The sequence below is a fragment of the Streptomyces sp. NPDC107575 genome, from assembly GCF_055657265.1.
This window is the reverse complement of sequence record NZ_JBVKBG010000002.1, coordinates 222,279-244,392: the sequence shown is the minus strand read 5'-3', so window position 1 is coordinate 244,392 and position 22,114 is coordinate 222,279. Positions and strand designations below refer to the sequence as shown.

At 68.0% G+C, this 22,114-nt stretch carries 14 protein-coding genes; 1 reads left to right on the top strand and 13 read right to left on the bottom strand.

The features are described 5' to 3' along the window. Positions 1-6: 6 nt before the first annotated feature. Together ACZ7L4_RS07825 and ACZ7L4_RS07820 are read right to left on the bottom strand one after the other, a co-directional pair. Complete coding sequence (locus tag ACZ7L4_RS07825) at positions 7-3,828, bottom strand: bifunctional glycosyltransferase/CDP-glycerol:glycerophosphate glycerophosphotransferase (RefSeq protein ID WP_472100683.1); 3,822 nt, start codon at positions 3,826-3,828, stop codon at positions 7-9. A 341-nt stretch (positions 3,829-4,169) separates the two neighbouring features. After that, on the bottom strand, positions 4,170-5,231 hold the full coding sequence (locus ACZ7L4_RS07820; RefSeq protein ID WP_472100681.1) for a PLL family lectin: 1,062 nt from the start codon (positions 5,229-5,231) through the stop codon (positions 4,170-4,172). Positions 5,232-5,593: 362 nt separating this feature from the next. Between ACZ7L4_RS07820 and ACZ7L4_RS07815 the strand changes: the two genes are divergently transcribed. Continuing rightward, on the top strand, positions 5,594-6,685 hold the full coding sequence (locus ACZ7L4_RS07815; protein ID WP_472100679.1) for an LCP family protein: 1,092 nt from the start codon (positions 5,594-5,596) through the stop codon (positions 6,683-6,685). Between the two features lie 11 nt (positions 6,686-6,696). Here the strand turns inward: ACZ7L4_RS07815 and ACZ7L4_RS07810 are convergent, their stop codons facing one another. The 11 genes from ACZ7L4_RS07810 to ACZ7L4_RS07760 all read right to left on the bottom strand — a co-directional run bounded on the left by ACZ7L4_RS07810 (position 6,697) and on the right by ACZ7L4_RS07760 (position 21,957). Next, complete coding sequence (locus ACZ7L4_RS07810) at positions 6,697-8,190, bottom strand: ArnT family glycosyltransferase (RefSeq protein ID WP_472100677.1); 1,494 nt, start codon at positions 8,188-8,190, stop codon at positions 6,697-6,699. Between the two features lie 82 nt (positions 8,191-8,272). Further along, the gene (locus tag ACZ7L4_RS07805; protein ID WP_472100675.1) at positions 8,273-9,790 is read right to left on the bottom strand and encodes an amino acid permease; all 1,518 of its coding nucleotides are present in this window, start codon (positions 9,788-9,790) and stop codon (positions 8,273-8,275) included. 279 nt (positions 9,791-10,069) lie between these two features. Then, the gene (gene dxs, locus ACZ7L4_RS07800; protein WP_472100673.1) at positions 10,070-11,992 is read right to left on the bottom strand and encodes a 1-deoxy-D-xylulose-5-phosphate synthase; all 1,923 of its coding nucleotides are present in this window, start codon (positions 11,990-11,992) and stop codon (positions 10,070-10,072) included. A gap of 226 nt (positions 11,993-12,218) precedes the next feature. Beyond that, entirely contained in the window at positions 12,219-13,499 is a 1,281-nt protein-coding gene (locus ACZ7L4_RS07795; protein WP_472100672.1) for a sugar ABC transporter permease, read from the bottom strand. Beyond that, positions 13,496-14,287, bottom strand: a complete 792-nt coding sequence (locus tag ACZ7L4_RS07790) for an ATP-binding cassette domain-containing protein (protein ID WP_472100671.1) — start codon at positions 14,285-14,287, stop codon at positions 13,496-13,498. The genes ACZ7L4_RS07795 and ACZ7L4_RS07790 overlap by 4 nt, the downstream gene beginning before the upstream one ends. A 184-nt stretch (positions 14,288-14,471) precedes the next feature. Continuing rightward, on the bottom strand, positions 14,472-15,578 hold the full coding sequence (locus ACZ7L4_RS07785; protein ID WP_472101948.1) for an ABC transporter substrate-binding protein: 1,107 nt from the start codon (positions 15,576-15,578) through the stop codon (positions 14,472-14,474). A gap of 133 nt (positions 15,579-15,711) precedes the next feature. Further along, a complete protein-coding gene (locus ACZ7L4_RS07780) occupies positions 15,712-16,923 on the bottom strand; it encodes an ROK family transcriptional regulator (RefSeq protein ID WP_472100669.1) in 1,212 nt (403 codons plus the stop codon). Between the two features lie 196 nt (positions 16,924-17,119). Next, positions 17,120-18,010: a carbohydrate ABC transporter permease gene (locus ACZ7L4_RS07775; protein WP_472100667.1), complete on the bottom strand. Its 891-nt coding sequence runs from the start codon at positions 18,008-18,010 to the stop codon at positions 17,120-17,122. Beyond that, the gene (locus ACZ7L4_RS07770) at positions 18,007-19,068 is read right to left on the bottom strand and encodes a carbohydrate ABC transporter permease (protein ID WP_472100665.1); all 1,062 of its coding nucleotides are present in this window, start codon (positions 19,066-19,068) and stop codon (positions 18,007-18,009) included. Before ACZ7L4_RS07770 ends, ACZ7L4_RS07775 begins: the two co-directional genes overlap by 4 nt. Positions 19,069-19,075: 7 nt before the next feature. Then, positions 19,076-20,485 carry an N-acetylglucosamine/diacetylchitobiose ABC transporter substrate-binding protein gene (ngcE, locus tag ACZ7L4_RS07765; protein ID WP_472100663.1) on the bottom strand — a complete coding sequence of 470 codons (1,410 nt, stop codon included), beginning with the start codon at positions 20,483-20,485 and terminating at the stop codon, positions 19,076-19,078. Positions 20,486-20,892: 407 nt separating this feature from the next. Beyond that, complete coding sequence (locus ACZ7L4_RS07760) at positions 20,893-21,957, bottom strand: PP2C family protein-serine/threonine phosphatase (protein ID WP_472100661.1); 1,065 nt, start codon at positions 21,955-21,957, stop codon at positions 20,893-20,895. Positions 21,958-22,114: the final 157 nt, after the last annotated feature.

Genomic DNA, 22,114 nt, shown 5'->3' with positions numbered 1-22,114 from the left:
GCGGCCTCACACGATCACGCCCTCGTAGACCCGGCCGTCGGGCGTCGGCGCCAAAGGCTGGGCCCTGTACGGCTGTTGGTACGGGACCGGGGGCAGCTGCGCGGGGGCGGGCTGTGGCGCGAGCGCGCGCAGCACCCGCCCCTGCCTGCCGTACGCGTACTGCGGTTGCTTCGGCTGCTGCGGGATCAGCGGCAGCGGCGTCATCGGCCGCGCCGCGCGCCGTGTGTCGACCGTGCCCACGGCCGGTGCCCTGCCCTCTTCGGGGGCGAGGTCTCCGCCCGCGACCAACATCCGGTCGGCGAGTCTGGCCGCCGCGTATCCGTCGTCGAGGTCGCAGAACTGGCTCTGGAACCAGCGGTAGCGCTCGGCGTACAGCTCCTGGATCCGGTCGATGTCACGGATCGAGGAGATCAGCCGCTCGGAGGTGTCGACCAGCGGGCCGGGGGCGCTGCTCTCGAAGTCGAAGTAGAAGCCGCGCAGCGTGTCCCGGTAATGATCCAGGTCGTACGTGAAGAACAGGATCGGCCGACCGGTGTTGACGTAGTCGAACATCAGGGACGAGTAGTCCGTGATCATCACGTCGGTGATCAGCGACAGGTCTGCCATGTCGGGGTAGTCGGAGACATCGAAGACGAAGCCGTCACCGGCACCCGGCACCGGGTCCACCACGTTCGGGTGGCGGCGCACCAGGAGGACGTGGTCGCCGCCGAGCCGGGCCCGCGCGTCCTCCAGGTCGATGCGGAAGTCCAGCTTGTACTTGCCCGGTGCGTAGAACTGGTCGTCCCGCCAGGTCGGGGCGTACATGACGACGCGCTTGCCCTCGGGCAGGCCGATGCGGCGGCGGATCTCCTGCTCACGACCCTCCATGCCGGGGCGGCGCAGGAGGTCGTTGCGCGGGTAGCCGCACTCGACCATCTCGCCGGGGAAGCCGAAGGCACGCCGGAGGATGGGGGTGGAGAAGCTGTTGGGCGACACGAGCATGTCCCAGTTCTGCACCTCCTTCTCCACGCGCTCCAGATACCGTTGGTCGGCGAAGTGGATGGCCTCGATGTCATGGCCGATCTTCTTCAACGGAGTGCCGTGCCAGGTCTGGACGACGACCTGACCGTCCCGCTTCTCGAACCAGTCCGGCATGTGGTTGTTGGCCACGATGTACGCGCTGGTGGCCAGGGCCTCGTACCACTCCGGTGACCACATGCGGACCGGGATCGCGGTCTCGGGAACCTGTACCTGGTCGTCCCTGACGACCCACAGGTGGTCCAGGTCCACCCGGCGGCGGACCAGCTCCTCGTGCAGGGCGCGCGGACTGTCGGAGTACTGCGTGCCCTTGAAGGCGTCGAAGAGAACCGCGGGGCGCACCGGTCTTCGACGCGCCGCCTGGTAGGCCTTGGTGCGCAGCAGCTTCTGCCGGTAGGGGCCGCGGGCGTGGTCCGGCATCGCGGACTGCACCATCAGGGAGAGTCGGTCGTACGCCTCGGCCTGAAGTTCGTAGCCCCGCTCGTTCTCCTCGTACTGCTGCGGGAGCGTGGGGATCAGCTCCTGATGGATCTTGATCATCAGGTCCTCAAGGCGCGCCTCACGGCTGACCGAGGACAGGTCCTGCCGGCGGAGGAAAAGGTCCCAGCGCCCCGAGGCCAGCGGTATGTCCCCGGCCAGCGTGCGCATGGCCGCCGGCGAGAGCACACAGCGGAACTTGTTGCCGTGCCATTCCAGTGGGACGTCCCGCTCGGCACCGTGCGCGCGCGAGCGCACCACGACGTGGGCGTCGCGGTACTGCTGGGCGGTGAGGGTGTCGGCGGCGGCGTACTGGCTGATGATCTCCAGGGCGCCGTTCTCGCGCCAGGCGATCCGGTTCGCCATGGGGAGGGTGGCGCGCTCGAACAGCACGAGATACCCGGAGCCGTTGCGGTGGGCGACGATCTCGCGGTCGGCCTCGCGGGTCTGCAGCTCCGCCGGCATCCGGTAGTGCCCATCGGGAGTGCCCTGCGCCATGACCGGATAGATGGTCATTTTCCGGCCCTCGACATGCAGGGTCGTCTTCCAGCCGTTGCTGCCCATGCTCCAGGACTCGGGGATGTCGGCCCCGGCCTGGATGTCGGACCGGAATCCGGGGACGAGGGAGCGCAGCGGCAACCGTGTACTGAAGGTGCACCAGCCGTCGCCGCCCGGGGTGAAGTGGACCCGGGAGTCGTGCCTTCCGGCGCCGCTCATGCTGGTGACCCGGAACTTGCCCCACTCCGGCACCTTGGGGCCGAGGTAGACCCCACGCAGCTCGAGTTGGTCCCCCACCACGCGATGGCCGGTGATCCGGCACCGCACGACCTCCACGCGCAGCTTGAGCTTGCCCTGCACGAACACGGGGAGGATGCGGGTGTTGTTGTCGACGTACTTGTAGGGCGGGTTCGCGGCCGTACCGGCGCTGCCGCGGTCGATGCCGCGGTAGCGGAACAGTCCGCGGCTGAGGACGCCCGCGGCGACGTCCCACGTGCCCTCGACCCACTTGCCCTTCCGCTTGAGCCGGGTCGTGTCGATCCGCGTCTCGAAGCCGGCCCAGTCGTAGCAGTAACGATTCTGGTTGGAGCTCTCGGTGGCCTGCGGGGCGTAGGTGGTCTTCGCGGCGGTGACGACCATGCGGCCCTGCTTCTTGTTGCGCAGGGCTATCGCCTTCACCGACATGTGCTTCTTGTGCACGTTGATGAAGCGGATATGGGCCGAGCCGGTGAGCGTGAGCAGGTCGCCGTAGGTGCTCCAGCGCGCGCTGTCCAGCGACCCTCGCAGCGACAGCTCCTTGTCGAGGCGGTAGGCCTTGCGGTCCAGACCCACCTCGCGGTCGCCCAGATACGGGTACTTGAGGTACCGGTGGAAGCGCCGCTGGACGGGGATGGGGCCGCCCTTGCGCTCGAACTCGATGACGTCGAGCAGTTCGTCGAGCCGGTCCTCGCGCACCAGGAGCCACTTGACGCGGATCTCGGCGGGCAGGTCGTCGATGATGTCCGGGTCGGCCTCGTCGAGGAACTCGTTGGCCCACTCCATGAAGGCGTCCTGGTACTCCTCGTCCGCGTCCGGCAGCACCTTCAGGTGCAGCAGCAGATCGGACTTGAGGCAGGCCAGGTCGTACTTGCGCTTGCTCTCCAGGTACAGCTTGGAACGTCGTTCGGCGAGGAAGCGGCTGACGGACTGCACCGCGGCGACACGGTCGCGCAGATTGGACAACTCGGTGTGGCGCTGGGTGATGGAGGGGGCGGCACCGCCCTCACGGCGGCGCCAGAAGTACACGATGTCGGTGAGGACATCGACCTTGGTGGCCCGGAAGTGGGCGAACATGTTGACCCAGGAGTCCTCGTAGAGGACCCCCTCGGGGAACTCGATGTAGTGGTAGTCCCAGAAGGACCGCCTGAACAGCTTGTTCCACACCGTCCGGTCGTAGATGAGCGCCTCGTTGCGGGTGATGTGGGTACCGCGGCGGTTCTTCTGCATCGGCCCCTTGTGCAGGGGTGACTGCCACTTCTTGGTGGAGTTCATCATCTGCACGTTGCCCGAGACGAAGTCCGAGTCGGACTCCTCCAAGGTGCGGACCAGGAGCTCGTAGGCGTACTCGGGAATGACGTCGTCGCCGTCCACGAAGGCGAGGAACTCGCCGTCCGGATGCATCGCACGCAACGCGGTGTTGCGCGCGTGGCCGGGACCGTGGGACTCCTGCCGGATGAGACGGAACCGCGGGTCGTCGGCGCAGAATTGGGCCGCGATCCGAGTCGAGTCGTCGGTGGAGCCGTCGTCGACGAGGATCACCTCGAAGTCGCGGAACGACTGTCGTGCGATGGACTCCAAGCACTCGCCGAGGTACGTCTCAACATCCTGAAATGGGACAACGACACTCAGACGGGGACTACCCACCGACCCACACTCCTACCAAGACATATCGCCCAATGGGCTGCTCGCCGCACCGTTTCGGTGCCCTCCCCTTGCTCGGCGCGCCCACCAGGCGCTTCCCATCGCCTTGGCGTCATCCGCCCTTGCAACCTCGACAAAGCCCCCCGGCCCAGAGGTCACAAGTTCTCCACATCTTATGTGACTCTTTAGAGTGGTCAACCTCCGTTAATGTGCCGCTCATCTCTCCAGAGATGTATAGTTCCGGACATTTTGCCCTTAGGGGCGACTCCCCAGCGTCTTCACATCTGCTGCCACGCGGAGAGGGACAGGCCGGCACCGTCCTGCCTCGCCGTCTCCGGCAGACCGTCTGGGCCCAACAGGGCCACCACCACCCGGCCTCGACCGTCCCTGGCCAGCGCCGGGGAACCCTGACAGGGCCGGTCCAGGGGGTACCACCAGAACCCTCCCGCCTCGTTCTCCGTGCCACCGAGGCCAAGAACCGCGCCGCCGTCAGGACCTCGGCCGGCGAGGACGACGCAGTCGAAACCGTCAACGGGCGCCCGCAGAACGGCATACGCGTCACGGGCCGACCCACCACCGAGTGGCACCGGCCAGTTCCCGGCCCGCCACGCCGCCGCGGTCGCACCCGCACCATCGACCCAGAAGAAGCTGGGCCGCCCCGGCCCGGTCTCCACTGCCGAGAGCGTGCCGGGAACCGGATGAAGACCGAAGCCCCTGGGCCCGGCGAAGTCACCGCCGGGCTGCAACTGACCCCAGACGAACACGCCCGTCTCGGCGGCGGACACGACCTCGACCCGGCCGTCGCTCAGGGCGATCGGAGCCGATCGCGCATCGAGCCCGACTCCGCCCAGGTCTTCCCAGGCGCGCCATTTGCCGCTCGGATCCTCCCGCCGCATCATCAGTCCGCCGTGCGCACCGCGCACGAAGACATGCACCGTGCCGTCCCGAGCCGTCACGCCGACCGGCGGGGCAATGTGGCGTCCCTGCTCACGGTCCTTGTGCGGGTTGCCGAGGGAGCGCCAGTCGGTGAAGGCGAGGCCTGTCTGGTACTGGATGGCATGGACCACGTCGACAGTGGTGGCGCCATCCGCTCCGGCGCGCTGCCTGCGCCCGAGGAAGTGGACGTAGCCGTCGGCGCCCTGCACGACCGTCAGATGAGTCAGGCCCGCCACCGCGACGAAGTGGGGCCCGTCCCAGTCCGGCCCGCCGACACCGCTCTCGGTCCACCTGAACAGGCCGCCTTCGGCGAGCGTGTACAGACTGAGCCGGCCATCCTTGCCCAACGTCAGCCAGCGGCCGTGCGCGGCGCCGGACGCGACACGCGTCGGCCCATCGACCACGGGCCGGACGGCACCCTGTGGATCTGGCGACCTTCTCCGCATGGCCTGGCGTACCTTCCTGAACCCGCCGTAGCACGGACGAGCGGGAATCGAAAAAATCCGCTTCATCATATGTGTTGTGTTCACGTGCTCTTCTCGTGCTGCCCAGCACACATGATCATCACGAACGCCCTGGATCACTTTCCCTTCACTTGCCCACCGAACTGGAACACGATTCGGTCACATGTCTCGCACTTTCGGGCGAATTCACGTCTATAGTGCTGCGGCAGCCCCCAGCCACACCGCGGACCGGCTCTCCCCCCACCCGAGTCCTCACACCGAACGCCCGCCCCACGGGCACGACTTACAAGGACTCAGGCACGATGAGCCACACCTCCACCACCTCGCGCCGCCGTTCGGCTCCTCCCTCGCAGCACCGCGGTCGGCGCAAGCAGAAGACCCGCGGCAAGCGCGTGCGCCGGATCATCCTGTGGACCCTGCTGGTCCTCGTTCTCGCCGCCGGCGGCACCGGATACTGGCTCTACAACAACCTCAACAGCAACATCGACGGCGTCGACCTCGACAAGGCGATCGGCGGTGACCGGCCCGAGAAGCTCCCGACGTCGGGGCAGAACATCCTGGTGCTCGGGTCCGACTCCCGGTCGGGCAAGAACGCCTCGCTCGGGACCGGCAAGGTCGCCGGGGCCCGGTCCGACACCGCGATGGTGCTGCACATTCCCGAGGGGCGGGCCCGGGCGACGGCCGTCAGCATTCCGCGGGACACCCTCGTGACGCGGCCCGGGTGCACCAAGGACGACGGTACGAAGACGCCGTCGGCAGACCGCGTGATGTTCAACTCCGTGTACTCGCTCGCCGGTCCCGCCTGTGTCGTGAAGACCGTCGAGGCGATGTCCGGGGTGCGCATGGACCACTTCGTGGAGATCGACTTCGCCGGGTTCAAGGGTCTGGTCGACGCCATAGGCGGGGTGAGCGTCACTGTCGACAAGCCCATCCACGACAAGTCCAGCGGGCTCGACCTCGAAGCCGGTACGCACAAGCTGGACGGCACCCAGTCGCTGGCCTTCGTGCGGACCCGGCACGGCGTCGGCGACGGCTCCGACCTCGGCCGCATCGGGCTGCAGCAGCAGTTCATGATCGCCCTGCTCAGCGAGATCAAGCAGCAGGACCTGCTGGGCAGCCCCACCAAGACGTACAAGATCGCGGACAGTCTCACCACGTCGCTGACGACCGACGACGGGCTCGCCTCGCTCACCAAGCTCGCCACGTTCGGGCGGAGCATGCGGGGCGTCGACCCGGCGAGCATGGAGACGATCATGCTTCCGGTCGCGTACGACAAGGTGGATCCCAACCGGGTCGTGGCCGCGCAGCCGCAGGCCGACACGTTGTGGAAGGCGATCCGGGGTGACCGCGAGATCCCGGAGTCGGCGAAGAAGTCGCCGGCGCAGGGCGGCTGAGCGACAGCCGGCTACACCTGGCCCCGGCCCGTGTGGACGCGTTCGTAGACCACCGCCCCGTCCACGCGGGCCACTTCGTCGTAACCGTCCAGGATGCGCCGCAGCGACCCCACCCGCCCCGGCCCGTACGCCTCCCCCCGGGAATCGTCGACGATCAAGGTCGGTCGGGTCGTCCGGAGGTCCGAGTGGAAGGTCGGCCAGCTGCCCTGGACCCCGTACCGCTCCCCCACCTTGCCGCCGTCCCGGCCCCCGCTGTAGTTCGTCAGGAGGCCCGCCGTCAGGAAGCGGGTCGCCGGGGGGCGGTGGGAGAGCCAGTACGTTTCCGGGTGCATGCCCCAGATCAGGACCCGGTCGTCCGGGGTCGACCGCTCGCCGATCGCCGCGGCCAGGCGTTCCGCGTGGGTCAGTTCGGTGCGGGGCGCCAGGAGGCCCCAGGAGAGGAACAGGGTGCCGCAGCAGGCCGTGGCCAGGAGGGAGCGGCGCAGGTGGTCCCGGGGGAGGATGTGGAGCGCCAGGGTTCCCAACAGGGCCAGGGGTGGCAGCAGTTGGAGGTAGTAGTGGCCGAAGAAGTGGAAGCCGGTCGCGACCGCCACGGACGAGGACGCGAGCCACAGCCACAGGTCGCCGCAGCCCGTCCGCGCGATGCGCAGCACCCGGGCGATCGGCGGCAGCACGCCCGCGCATGCGAACGACAGGATCGCCGCGTTCGTCAAACCCCGTAGGAGTACGTGGAGTTCGGAGCCGGTGATCGAGGCGTACGCGCCCGAGCCCGTCACCGTCCAGAAGAGGAAGCCCGCAGGGTTCGTGGACAGTGCGGCGGCCGCGATCGGTGCGGAGAGACCAAAGGCGCATCGCAGCAGGGCATTTCGCGGCCGGCCCGTCCGCCACAGCATCCACAGCGCCGGCACCAGCACCGCTCCCCCGGTCTGCTTCGCCAGGATCGCCCCCGCGATCGCGCACCCGCACAAGCCCCACCTGCGGCGGTCCGCGCACCACATCGCCGCCGCCGTCCACGGCAGCATGAACACCTCGAAGGTCGCGGCCTGCGTGTCCTCCGGGTTGAGGCCGATGGACAGCACGACGTACAGGACACCCGCCGTGGCGCCCGCCCTGTCGCCCCAACGGCCGCGGGCCAGTGACGCCAGGAACACCGCCGTCACCACGTGCGCCGCCACCGCGCACACCCGCACCGGCGTGAGCGAGTCCGAGCCGAAGAGCGCGAACACCGCCTCGTAGAGCCAGGGAACGAGTGGGGGTTTGCGGTCGACGACCGTGTCGTAGAGCGTGCCGCCGTGCGCCAGCATCCGTGCCTGAACGGCGAGGTAGCCCTCGTCCGGGTTCCAGAGCGCTCGGGTGAAGGACGGGATGCGGGTGACGCAGGCCAGGGCCGTGAGGGCGAGGAGCAGGCGGGGCCAGTAGCGAGGAGTGCGCGCGCGGGTGCGTCTTGAGGGAGCGTCGCGGTCTTCGGGTACGTACGGTCGTGACGGGCGCGCCTCGGTGAGCATGGGCGCCAAACTATCCGCCCCCGTATGTCCCATTTAGGGACGACATACGGGGGCGGGATGTCGGTGCTTGTTCCGGGGGGCGTTACCGTGCGCTGCTGCGCGCCGCGCGGCTGTGGCGGCGGCCGTAGACGAAGTAGATCACCACGCCCACCACCATCCACACCGCGAACCGCAGCCACGTCTCCACCGACAGGTTCAGCATCAGCCACACCGAGCACGCCACCGAGGCGATCGGCAGGACCGGCACCCACGGGGCCTTGAAGGCGCGCGGGAGGTCGGGGCGGGTGCGGCGCAGGATGAGGACGCCGAGGGCCACCACGACGAAGGCGAACAGGGTGCCGATGTTGACCAGCTTGGAGAGCTCTTCGAGGGAGATGAAGCCGGCGACCAGGGCCGTCAGGAGGCCCAGGATGATCGTCGAACGGTACGGGGTGCGGAACTTGGGGTGGACCGCGCTGAAGACCGGCGGCAGCAGTCCGTCGCGGCTCATCGCGAAGAAGACGCGGCTCTGGCCGAGCAGCAGGATCATGCAGACGGTCGTCAGGCCGATCACCGCGCCGAACGAGATCAGGCCCGCCCAGAACGGGTGGCCGACCGACTTGAACGCCTCCGCGAGCGGGGCGCCCGGGTCCAGGTCCTTGTAGTTCTGCATGCCGGTGACGACCGCGGCCACGGCCACGTACAGGACCGTGCAGATGGCGAGGGAGCCGAGGATGCCGCGCGGGACGTCCTTCTGCGGGTTGCGGGTCTCCTCGGCCGCCGTCGCCACCACGTCGAAGCCGATGAACGCGAAGAAGACGACGGCCGCGGCGGTGAAGATGCCCATCACGCCGAAGCTGGAGGGGGTGAAGCCGGCGATGCCCTCCAGGAGCGTGGCGCTCAGTCCTGATCCGCTCTTGTTGTCCTGGGCGGGCGGGATGTACGGGGTGTAGTTGCTGGACTTGATGAAGAAGGCGCCCACCGCGATCACGATCAGGACGACCGTGACCTTGATGGCCACGACCACCGATGTCACCCAGGCGGACAGCTTCATGCCGACGACGACCACCGTCATCACCGCTACGACCAGCAGGAACGCGGCGATGTTGAAGCTGAAGCCGTCGTGGCCCGAGCCCGGGCCCTGGAGCGCCGCGGGGAGTGGGATGCCCCAGCTGTCGAGCAGGGACTGTACGTAGCCGGACCAGCCGACGGAGACCGTCGCGCAGCCGAGCGCGAGTTCGAGGATGAGGTCCCAGCCGATGATCCACGCGGGGAACTCGCCGAGTGAGGCGAAGGCGAAGGTGTACGCGGATCCGGCGACCGGGACCGTCGAGGCGAACTCGGCGTAGCAGAGCGCCGCGAGGGCGCAGACCACGGCGGCGACGACGAAGGAGATGGTCACGGCCGGGCCGGCGTAGTCGGTGGCGGCCGTGCCGGTGATGACGAAGATGCCCGAGCCGATGACGACGCCGACGCCGAAGACGGTGAGGTCGAGGGCGGAGAGGGTCTTCTTGAGCTTGTGCTCGGGTTCCTCGGTGTCCTGGATGGACTGCTCGATGGACTTGGTCCGGAACAGGCCGTTGCGGCTCCGGTCCGGGCCTGTGTCTGGCGTGGTGCTCACCGGCTACCTCCGTAGGATTCTTCGTCCCATGATCGAGACGAGTGGCCTTCGGCGCGCGGGTGAATCCTGCGTATTCATACGAATGGGGCCTGACGGGCCCCCTTCTGGGGGACCGCCCGGCCCCATTTCAAGCGCTTGTGGCGATTGGGCCAATCAAGCCCCCGGCGAGGGGGTTGCGCTCCCGGGGCTCCGCCCCGGACCCCGCTGCTCAATCGCCGCAGGGGCTTGAATTGCCGAGCCGCACGGCGGGGCTTGATGTGCCCCGGTAAGCGTGATGCCTCAGTCCCGCGCAGGCTCCACCGTGGTCGACGGAGTCTCCTCGTAGCGGCCGTCCAGCTTGGAGACGAGGCCCGTGACCTGGCGCGCGATGTCCGGCGCCGTGAGGCCGATCTCGGCCATGATCTCCTTGCGGGAGGCGTGCTCCAGGAAGCGCGGCGGGATGCCGAAGTCGCGGAGCGGGACGTCCACGCCCGCGTCGCGCAGCGCCTGCGCGATGGACGAACCGACGCCGCCCACACGGGAGTTGTCCTCGACGGTGACGACGACGCGGTGGCGCTCGGCCAGCGGAGCCATCGCCTCGTCGACCGGCTTGACCCAGCGGGGGTCGACGACGGTCGTCGTGATGCCCTGCTTGTCGAGGAGGTCGGCGATCTCCAGGCACATCGGGGCGAGCGCGCCGACCGAGACCAGCAGGACGTCCGGCTTGTCGGACTTCGGCTCGCGCAGCACGTCCATGCCGCCCACCTTGCCGACCGACTCGACGGCCGGGCCGACCGCGCCCTTGGAGTAGCGGACGACCGTGGGGGCGTCCTCGACCTGGACCGCCTCGCGCAGCTGCGCGCGGACCTGGTCGGCGTCGCGCGGCGCGGCGATGCGGACGCCGGGGACGACCTGGAGGAGGGACATGTCCCACATGCCGTTGTGCGAGGCGCCGTCGGTGCCGGTGATGCCCGCACGGTCCAGGACGAAGGTGACCCCGCACTTGTGCAGGGCGACGTCCATGAGGAGCTGGTCGAAGGCGCGGTTGAGGAACGTCGCGTAGACCGCGAAGACCGGGTGCAGGCCGCCCTGGGCGAGGCCCGCCGCGCTGGTCGCCGCGTGCTGCTCGGCGATGCCGACGTCGTAGACCCGCTCGGGGAACTCGTCGGCGAACTTCTTCAGGCCGACCGGCTGGAGCATCGCCGCGGTGATCGCCACGATGTCCTCGCGCTCGCGGCCGAGCTTGACCATCTCGTCGCCGAAGACGGAGGTCCAGTCGGCGCCGGAGGCCTTGATCGGGAGGCCGGTGTCGGGGTGGATGGGGCCGATGCCGTGGAAGCGGTCGGCCTCGTCCTGGAGGGCGGGCTTGTAGCCGCGGCCCTTCTCGGTGAGGCAGTGCACGATGACGGGGCCGCCGAAGCGCTTGGCGCGGGTGAGCGCGGACTCCAGGGCCTCGATGTCGTGGCCGTCGATCGGGCCGACGTACTTGAGGCCGAGGTCCTCGAACATGCCCTGCGGGGCGATGAAGTCCTTGAGGCCCTTCTTGGCGCCGTGCAGCGTCTCGTAGAGCGGCTTGCCGACGACCGGGGTGCGCTCCAGGAGGTCCTTGCCGCGGGCCAGGAAGCGCTCGTAGCCGTCGGTGGTGCGCAGGGTCGCCAGGTGGTTGGCGAGGCCGCCGATCGTCGGGGCGTAGGAGCGCTCGTTGTCGTTCACCACGATGACGAGGGGGCGGTCCTTCGCCGCGGCGATGTTGTTCAGCGCCTCCCAGGCCATGCCGCCGGTGAGGGCGCCGTCGCCGATGACCGCGACGACGTGGTCGTCGCGCTCCTGGATCTCGTTCGCCTTCGCCAGGCCGTCGGCCCAGCCGAGGACGGTCGAGGCGTGGCTGTTCTCGATCACGTCGTGCTCGGACTCGGCCTGCGAGGGGTAGCCGGACAGGCCGCCCTTCTGCTTCAGCTTGGAGAAGTCGTTGCGGCCGGTGAGCAGCTTGTGCACGTAGGACTGGTGGCCGGTGTCCCACAGGACCTTGTCCTGGGGGGACTCGAAGACGCGGTGCAGGGCGATCGTCAGCTCGACGACGCCCAGGTTCGGGCCGAGGTGGCCGCCGGTCTTGGAGACCGCGTCGACGAGAAAGGTCCGGATCTCGCCTGCCAGCTGGTCCAGCTGCTCCAGGCTGAGCCGGTCCAGATCGCGCGGTCCCGTGATGCGGGTCAGCAGCGGCACCCGTGCCTCCTTGCGATAGAGCTGTGAGTAGCTGGTTGAGCTGTCGAGCTTGCCGGGCCTGTCGATTCTAATGTTCCGTCACTCGCGACGGCGTGCGGGCGGTGCGTTCCTCGTCACGCCCTCGTCACGAAACAGAACCAGGCACACGGCCCGTACGCAGGACTGTGCCCGGCGTCACCATTGACACCGGGCACAGTCGGTCCAGGCCAGAAGGGCCGGGCGGGCGTCAGGCGCGGCCGGCCGTCTTCTGGGTCTTACGGGTGATCGAGTCGATGACGACCGTGGCGAGGAGCACACCGCCGGTGATCATGTACTGGATCGGGGTGGCGATGCCCTCCAGGGCGAGGCCGTACTGGATGGACGTGATCACCAGCACACCGAGCAGCGCGTTCCAGGTGCGGCCCCGGCCGCCGAAGAGGCTGGTGCCGCCGATGACGGCCGCGGCGATGACGTTCATCAGGAGGTCACCGGCGCCGGCGCTCTGGTTGGCCGCCGCGATCTTGGAGGCCCAGAAGAGGCCGCCGACCGCCGCGAACAGGCCCGCGATCGAGAAGACCGAGATCCGGATCGCCGTGACGTTGATACCGGCACGCCGGGAGGCCTCGACGCTGCCGCCGAGCGCGTTGACCTTGCGGCCGTACGAGGTGCGGCGGAGCAGGAAGTCGGTGCCGACGAGGACGATGCCGAACAGCAGCACCGCGAGCGGCAGGCCCTTGTACTGGTTGAAGATGATCGCGACGCCGAAGAGGGCGATCGCGAGCAGCACCGTGCGCAGCACGATGTCGCTGAGCGGCCGGGACGGGATCCCGGCGGCCTCACGGCGCCTGTTGCCGAGGAAGGTCGGCACGAAGTAGCCGAGGACCGCGACGACGGCGAGGCCGTAGGCGGCGGCGACGTCCGAGAAGTAGTACGTGGTGAGCTTGCCGACCACGCCGTCGCCGTCGATGTTGATGGTGCCGTTGGAGCCCAGGATCTGGAGCATGAAGCCGTTCCAGAACAGCAGGCCCGCCAGCGTGACGGCGAACGCCGGAGCGCCGAGCCGTGCGAAGAAGAAGCCGTGCAGGGCGCCGATGAGCGCGCCCGCGGCGAGCGAGATGAGGACGGCGAGCCACTCGTTCACCCCGTGCGTGACGCTGAGCACCGCGGTGATCGCCGAGGAGACACCGGAGACGGAGCCGACCGACAGGTCGATCTCGCCGAGCATCAGGACGAAGACGATGCCGACCGACATCATGCCGGTGGCGACCATCGCCACGAGGATGTTGTTGATGTTCTCCGCGCCGAGGAACGCGGAGTTCAGGCTCTGGAAGATCGCGCCGATGACGATCAGGCCGATGACGACCGGGATGGCGCCCAGGTCACCGCCCTTGACCTTGCGCTTGAACTCGCTGATGTAGCCCGCGAAGCCCTGCTCGCGCACGAGAAGGCGGGGGTCGACGGCGGCGACCGCCGCGCCCTTCGCGACTCCGGGGGCGTCCACGGGGGCCTTGGTCTTGTCGATGCTCACTTCTGAGCCTCCCCGTTCGCGCGCGCCGCACGTCGGGTCACGGCGTTGTCCGTGGCGCCGGTGATGGCGGAGATGATCTCTTCCTGGGACGTGCTCTTGACCTCGAACACGCCGTTGTTGCGGCCGAGCCGCAGGACCGCGACCTTGTCCGCGACGGCCTTCACATCGGCCATGTTGTGGCTGATGAGGATGACCGCGTGGCCGCGCTCGCGCAGCCGCTCGACGAGGTCGAGGACCTGGGCTGTCTGCTCGACGCCGAGGGCGGCGGTCGGCTCGTCGAGGATCACCAGCTTGGGCTCGCCGAGCATGGAGCGGGCGATGGCCACGACCTGGCGCTGACCGCCGGAGAGCGAGGCGATCGGGATCCGCACGCTGGGTATCCGGATCGACAGGGTCTCGAGCAGCTCGCGGGAGCGGCGCTCCATCTCGACCTCGTCGAGGATGCCGCGCTTCTTGATCTCGCGGCCCAGGAACAGGTTGCCGACGACATCGATGTTGTCGCACAGCGAGAGGTCCTGGTAGACGGTCGCGATGCCCAGGTCCTGGGCGTCGTGCGGCCGGTTGACCGCGACGGCCTTGCCGTCCCACTCGATGACACCGTCATCGATGGGGTGCACGCCGGCGATCGTCTTGACCAGGGTGGACTTTCCGGCACCGTTGTCGCCGACCAGGGCGACCACCTCACCGGCGTGGACTTCAAGCTCTACGTCGGTGAGCGCCTGCACGGCACCGAATCGCTTGGAGACCCCGCGCAACGCCAGCACGGGCGTAGCGGACACGTGAACCATCTCCTTCACCGCCAAGGCCTGACCCGGCGGGAGGTTGAACTCAGAAGAATGAGGGGGGTGTTGGTGTTCCGTCCGGCGCCCCGCCGTTGAGCTTGCGGGGCTGTCGGCGGCGGGGCGCCGGACGTGCATCAGGGGCCCGTCAGGGCCGCAGGGGAGGCTGTGGCGCGCTCCCGGACTGCTCGGGTTACTTCAGGCCGATCTTGTCGCAGGCCTTCTTGTACTTGGCCGTGCAGATGTCGTTGACCGTGTAGTAACCCTCCTTGATGACCGTGTCCTTGATGTTGTCCTGCGTCAGGGAGACGATCGGGACGATCACGGAGGGGATGCCCTTCTCGGTGCCGCTGTCGACCTTGGTGGTCTGCAGCGAGCTGTCGAGCTTGCCGTCCTTGGCGATCGAGACGGCCATCTTGGCGACGGTCTCGGCCTCCTGCGGGTACGACTTGAAGACCGACATGTACTGGTCGCCGGTCACGATGCGCTGCACGCCCGCGAGCTCGGCGTCCTGGCCGGTGACCGGGGGAAGCTTGGAGACGCCCGCGCCCTTGAGCGCGGTGATGATGCCGCCGGCGAGGCCGTCGTTGGCGGAGTAGACGCCGACGATCTTGTCCTTGCCGATCGCGGAGATCGCGCCTTCCATGTTCTGGTTGGCGTTCTCCGGCTTCCACTCCTTGGTGTCGTACTCCTTGGCGACCTTCACCTTGCCGTCGAGGACGGAGTGGGCGCCCTTCTTGAAGTCACCGGCGTTCGGGTCCGTGGCGGCACCGTTCATCATGACGATGCTGTTGCTCGGCTTGGCCTTGTCGCCCAGGGCCTTCAGGAGCGCCTTGCCCTGCTCCTTGCCGACCTCCTGGTTGTCGAAGGAGGTGTAGGCGGAGATGGGGCCCTCGGCCAGGCGGTCGTAGGCGACGACGGGGATGCCCGCGTCCTTCGCCTTCTTCACGCCGCCGGCGACGGCCTTGGAGTCGACCGAGTCGAGGATCAGCACGTCGACCTTGTTGGTGATCATCGTGTCGATCTGCTGCGACTGGACGGACGCGTCCTGCTTGGCGTTGAGGTACTGGACCTTGCCCTTGCCATCCGTCAGCTTCTTGACCTGCTGCTCGATGATGGGCTTGTCGAACTTCTCGTAGCGCGCGGTCTGGTTCTCCGGAAGGAGCAGGCCTATCTTCAGCGCGTCGGTCTTCTTGCCGGCGGTCTTGTCGCCCTCGTCCTTGGACTCCTTGGCACTTCCACAGGCGGCGAGAGACACGGCCATGGCGGTGGCACAAACAGCAACGGCGGCACGACGCATACGCGTGTTCACTTCAGAAACCTCCCTGACGAGGCCGCGTCGTTGCGGCCGAGGTGGCTGGAAGTCAACTCGGCCGCAACCGCAGCGTCAAGGAGTAAATCCTTAACGGGTTGGCAACGGTGTCATGCGTTCTCTAAGTGAAGGCAGGTGTGGCTGCGGGCACAGCGCCTGCACCGGACCCGTCCAAAAGCATCGAATCGCCCATCTCGCTGAGCGCGAGGGCAAGGGCTCCGAGCACCTCCGCGCGGCCCCCCAAGGCCCCTGGAAGGACCGAGAGTTGGCGCCCGGCGCTGGGGATCGCGTAGCGCCCCACGGACTCCCTGATGGGCCCCAGGACCAGCTCACCGGCCTCCGCCAGATCGCCGCCGAGGACGACCCGGCTGGGGTTGAGCAGGTTGCACAGGTTCGCGACGCCGGAGCCGATGTGCCGGCCCACGTCCGCGACGACGCGGCGGCAGCCGGGGTCCCCGTCGCGCGCGAGCCGCACGACGCCCTCCATCGTGAGGTCCGTGCCGTGGCTGGACTGCAGGAGCGGCAGCACGTAGCGGGCCGCGGTGAAGGTCTCCAGGCAGCCGCGGTTGCCGCAGCGGCACACCGGACCCGACTCGTCGAGCGTGATGTGCCCGATCTCCCCCGCCGTGCCGCCCGGGCCGCGGTAGATCTTCCCGCTGATCACGAGGCCCGCGCCGACACCGCTGGCCACCTTGATGTACGCGAGGTCCTTCACGCCCCGGCCGCTGCCCCACACCAGCTCGCCGAGCGCGCCGAGGTTGGCGTCGTTGTCGACGTGCACGGGGACGCCCAGGCGGCGGGCCAGCTCCTCGGCGGGCTTGGTGCCGGACCAGCCCGGCAGGATCGAGGTGGAGCCCAGCGTGCCGCTCTCCACGTCGATGGGGCCCGGTACGCCGAGCCCGACGCCCGCGACCTTCGCGCGGTCCACGCCGGTGGCCACGATGAGGCGCTCGACCAGCTCTTCGGCCCGGTCGAAGCCCTGCGCGGCGGAGGCGTCCACGTCGAGCGGCTCGGACTCCTCGGCGAGCACCTGGTGGGCGAGGTTGCCGACGGCCACGCGCAGGTGGGTGTGGCCGAAGTCGACGCCGATCACGATGCCGGCGTCGCCGCTCAGCGAGACGCTGCGGGCCCTGCGGCCACCGGCCGACGTGGGCGTGACCTCGACCGTTCCGCCGTCCTTGAGCTCGCGGACGATGTTGGAGACCGTCGCGGCCGACAGGCCCGTCGCCCTCGCGATCTCCGCCTGCGTGAGCGACCCGGCAAGGCGTACGGCACGCACGACCCGCTCGAGATTGGCCCGGTGCAGCGAGGACTGCGACCCCGGAGTCTCCATTGACCCACCCTTAGTCCCTTGGCCCACGTCACCCTATGTGACCAGACCTTGTACAAGTTATGAACTCCAAACTCCGCTGAAGGTATCTCCGGCGTCAAGCCCTTGACGGAGATCGGTTCTTCCCGACGTCCGCAGGGGTCGGGCCCCGGAGAGACCGCTCTCCGGGGCCCGACCCCTGTCGCGCGACGGTTGAACGTCAGCGGAAGGTGCCCTGCGACACCGATCCCGCGATCCGGCGCTGGAAGATGATGTATACGACCAGTACAGGCACCACCGTGACCACGATCGCCGCGAACAGCGCGCCGTAGTCGATGTCGTACACCTGCGAGGACGCGTAGGCGGCCATCCCCTGGGTCAGCACCCACTTGTCCTGGTCGGTGTTGAGCGCCACAGGCAGCAGGAACTGATTCCACAGACCCAGGAAGTTGAAGATCGCCACCGCGGCCATGCCCGGAGTGGCCATCGGCAGCATCACCTGGAAGAACGCCCGCCAGTCCCCGGCACCGTCGATCAGCGCGGCCTCGTACACGTCGTGCGGCAGCGACCGGAAGAACGAGTAGAGGAAGAACACCGTGAACGGCAGCGCGAACGCGACGTAGGTGAGGATCAGTCCGGGTCGGGTGTTGAGCAGCCCGAAGTTCTGCAGCTGGAAGAAGAGCGGCACGATCGCCAGGAAGACCGGGAAGGTCAGTCCGGCCAGCATCAGGTAGTAGATCGCCCGGCGCCCGGGGAACTCGAACCGGGCCAGAATGTAGGCGCACATCGAGCCCAGCAACATCACCAGGACCAGTGCGGAGACCACGACGATCACCGAGTTCAGGAAGAACTTCCCGATGTTCGCGTCGGTCCACGCGTTCACGTAGTTCTCGACCCGCCAGTGCGTCGGCAGATCGAACGGTGACGACAGGATCTCGCCGGTCGACTTGAACGACGACAGCAGCACCCACAGCATGGGCACGATCACGATCACGGACCACAGGATGAGCAAGCCGTGCGAGAGCACCGCGAACCTGCGGTCGCTGCTCATGACCGCTCTCGTCAGCTTCCGGTCGCTCGTCACCTTGCGGTCGGCGGCTATGGCGCTCACAGGGCACCTCCCTTGGCTCCGGAACGCCGAGCCTTCAGCCCACGCATTTTCGCTTTGCCCTCGTTCTCGCCGCCGCCGGTCAGGCGGTTGACGGTGAAGACGAGCGCCGCGAACACCAGGGTGACGACGGCGAGGACGACGCCCATCGCGGTGGCGACGCCGAACTGCTGCTTGGTGAAGGCCATGTGGTACAGCCTCTGACTGATCGTCAGGGTCGAGTTGGCGGGACCGCCGTTCGGCAGCATCGCCTGTACGTAGACGAACGCGTCGAGGGCGGCGATGCCCAGGTAGATGTACGCCGTCTGCACGCTGTCCCGGATCGCCGGCAGGGTGACCGAGATCGTCATCCGGAACCGGCCGGCCCCGTCGATCCTCGCCGCCTCGTACAGCTCGGCGGGAACTCCCTTGATCGCGGCGATGAAGAGCACCGCGTAGAACCCGACGAGCCCCCAGACGAAGACGAACATCAGGGCCGGCATCGCGGTCGATGTCTCGCCCAGCCAGGCGAATTCCTTGAAGCCGTCGAGGCCGAGCGAGGTGAGGATGCCGTTGACCAGGCCGGCGTTCGGGTCGAACATCTGGGCCCAGATCAGGCCGACGATGATCGCCGGCACGACGTAGGGGAAGAACGAGATGATCCGGTAGAAGGAGGCGGATCCGATCCCCCTCACGGGGCCGATGCTGGGCCCGCCCAGGGTGATGGCCACCGCGACCCCGAGGGCGAGCGTCAGCGTGATCAACGGTACGAAGGCCGCCAGCAGCGCGACGTTGGTCAGCGCCTTCAGGAAGATCTCGTCCTGGAAGATCTTGACGAAGTTGTCGAGCCCGACGAAGTCGTAATCCGGGCTGAAACCACGCCAGTTCGTCATCCCCCAGAAGATCGCCTGGGCGAACGGATACAGGACGAAGAGCACGAAGACGGCCAGCGGGAGGCCGAGGAACGCGAGGAAGAAGGTCACGCGGTCGAACGTGAGCTTGCGGCGGCGGGGCCGCCCGCCGCGAGCGGCCGTCACGGGCCGGTCGCTCGCGGCATCGGATTTGGAGATCGTTTCACTCATGGCCGTCTTACTTGATCTTGATCTTGTCGACGGAGTCGTCGTCCCGGACCTTGTCGGAGATCTTCTGCAGAGCCTTCGTCAGGCCCGCGCGGTCGAGGTCACCGGAGAGGAACGAGTTCCACGGCACCAGCTGGTCGGTGTTCATGCCGTAGGCCTCGACGAACCTGCGCATGTCGTAGATGTTGTCGCCCGCGGCGTCGAGCAACTTCGTCTGGGAGACCAGCGCCGACGATCCGAAGCCGTCGGCGGGCACGGTGCCCTTGACGACCGTCGGGGCCAGCTTCGTCTTGGAGAAGTTGGCGGCCGCCTTCTCGGACAGCATCGCCCGCAGCACCTCTTTGCCGCCGGCCGGGTTCTTGCCCTGCTTGGGCACGATGAACGGCTCGCCCGAGGCCGCGTGCAGCGTCTCGTAGGGCAGCTTCGGCTTGTCCGTGAGCGTCATCTCCGGGAAGCCGGTCATCTGGAAGTCCTTCTTGGTGGCGTCCTTCATCTCGTTCTCGATCCAGCCACCGGACGGGTAGAGCAGCGCCTTCTGGTCGTTGCTCCAGATCGCCTGCGCCTTCTGGAACTGGGTGCCGGAGCCACCGGGGACGAACATCTTCTCCTTGATCATGGTCTCCATGACCTTGAGAACACCCTGGATGGCCGGGTGCGACCAGGCGTTCTTCTCCAGGTTCCCCAGGGCGAGCCGGACCTCGTCGCCGCCCTCCTTGATCGACGAAGCGAACAGCATCGTCTGGTAGTACGTGGCGGCTTCCTTGCCGTGGACGAAGAGGTACTTGCCCTTCTTCTTCGCCTTCTGGCCGAGGTCGAGCGCCTCGTCCCAGGTCTTCGGCGGGGTCCAGTTGTTCTCCTCGAACAGCGTCTTCGAGTACCAGACGCCGTACACCGTCATCACGTAGCGCAGCGCGACGAACTTGTCGTTGTACGTCCCGGGGTCCTTGACGCCGGGGTAGACGATGTCGGCGATCTTCTTGCCCTCGTAGGTCTTGGCCTCGAAGAGGTCGTCCAGCTCCTCCAGTTGGTCGAGGATGCCGAGGAATCCGATCTGGTCCTCACCGGAGTTGTCGATGAGGTCCGGCGGGTTGCCGCCGACGAACCGCGGCTGGAGCTCCGGAGCGATGTCCACGACCGGCTTGACCTGGACCTTCGTGCCGGCGATCTGGGCTCCGATGACCTTGTTGACGTAATCGACGTAGTCGGTGCCGTAACCGCCGTCGAAGATGGCCGCCTCGACCTTGGAGTTCTTGGCGACACCGAACGGGTTCTTTTCGCTGCCCTTGTTCTTCGGGCCGCCGTCATCGCTGTCGTCACTGGAGGGGGAGCCGCACGCGACGGCGAACGAACCCATGGCCGCAGTCGCGATCGCCCCGCGCAGGAGCGTGCGCCTGTCGAGAGAGCCGGCACGAATGGTCATCTCTGCATCCTCACTGATCGATTGGATCTCTACCGGTTTGCTGCATCACCGATGGTGATCAGCTGAGCGATGACGGAAAAGGCCTGCCGAGGTTGGATCCCATGCTCAAGTCCTCGCCTTCTCCAGGACTCAGGCGGTGAACCGGATCCTCCCCGGCACCGCGGTGATGTGCTGCGTAACGCAGGTGGAGCTGGGTGGTACCCGCCCGGATCTCGCACAGGCCGGGGCGGTGGCGACAGGTATAGTCCACTCCCTGTGAGGGGGGCAAGATCGAATGCAGGTTTGGGCATCGGTCTTTTCCGAGTTGAGACCTCCCGGAAATACGTCGCACCAGCGACGAACCGATCTTTCCAAGTGGCTTGCCTACAAAGGGTGTAGTGGCGGCACAGCGGAATGCCTCGGACCGCTTACTCCGATACCGCGCCGTATTCCATGAGCAGCAGAGCGGAATCGTCGTCGACGCCGGAGTCCGTGTGCATCTGCACATCTCCGCGCAACCGCACCAGGCAGTCATCGAGGGATTCCCCGCGCAGCAAGGAAACGCGTTGGACGAGCGGATAGAAGGCATCCTCCGCGTCCCTGGCCTCGGCGAGGCCGTCGGTGTAGAGCAGCACACGGTCGCCGTCCGCGAGCTCGACGCGGCTCGGCTCCGGCGGGTCGGACTCCAGCCAGTCCAGGCCGAACGGCAGGGCGGGGCTCGGCGGGTGGGCCAGCTCATGGCTGCCGTCGACCCGGACCACGAGCGGCGGCGGGTGCCCGAAGGAGAGCAGTGTGAGCCGCCCCGAGGGGGCGAGTTCGGCGAGGACCGCGGTGACGAACTGCTCGTCGACGCCTCTGCGGCCCAGCGCGCCGGACATCTCGGCAGCAACGCCTTCGAGGTCGGCGGCGTCGTGCGCGCTCATGCGGAAGGCGCTGAGCATGATCGTGGCGGTGCGCACGGCGTTCAGCCCCTTGCCCTGTACGTCGCCGATGACGACGCGGACGGCGCCGCCCGCGGGGACCACCTCGTAGAAGTCACCGCCGATCCGGGCGTCCTCGGTGGCGGAGACGTAGGAGGCGGCGACCCGGGCGGGCTCGGTGTTCTGCGGCACCGGGGCGAGGATCACGCTCTGCACGAACTCGGAGATCAGCCGGTGCCGGGTGGCCCGCCGCTCGTGCTGCACGCGCGCGTGCGCGGCGACGGCGGAGGCCACGGTCACCGCGGCGACGCTGATCATCGCCACCACACCGCGCTTCGTGAACAGCAGATGGTCGTAGCCGGCCACGGCGGCGCACAGCAGGAGCGAGACGAATCCGCAGGTGACCACCCTGCCCGGCGGCGAGCAGCAGGCGGTGAGCGCGGGGCCGACCGCGAACAGCGGCAGCAGTCCGACGTCCACGCCGAGCACCACGTCGAGCGCCGCGACGCCGGCCGCGGCGACGAGGCCGGGGCAGATCGCGGTGGGCCACGCGAGGAACGCGGGAGCGCGCACGACGCCTCCAGGGGGCCGAAGGACAGAAGACGACAAACAGTGCCTTTTACTTTCTTTTACCAAGATTTGCCACTGTACATCGGCGATTCACCTGGCCCACCGCCCGATCACAGCCCGTCGGGCGGGGCGCACGCGGCGTGTCGAACACCCTCTTCCC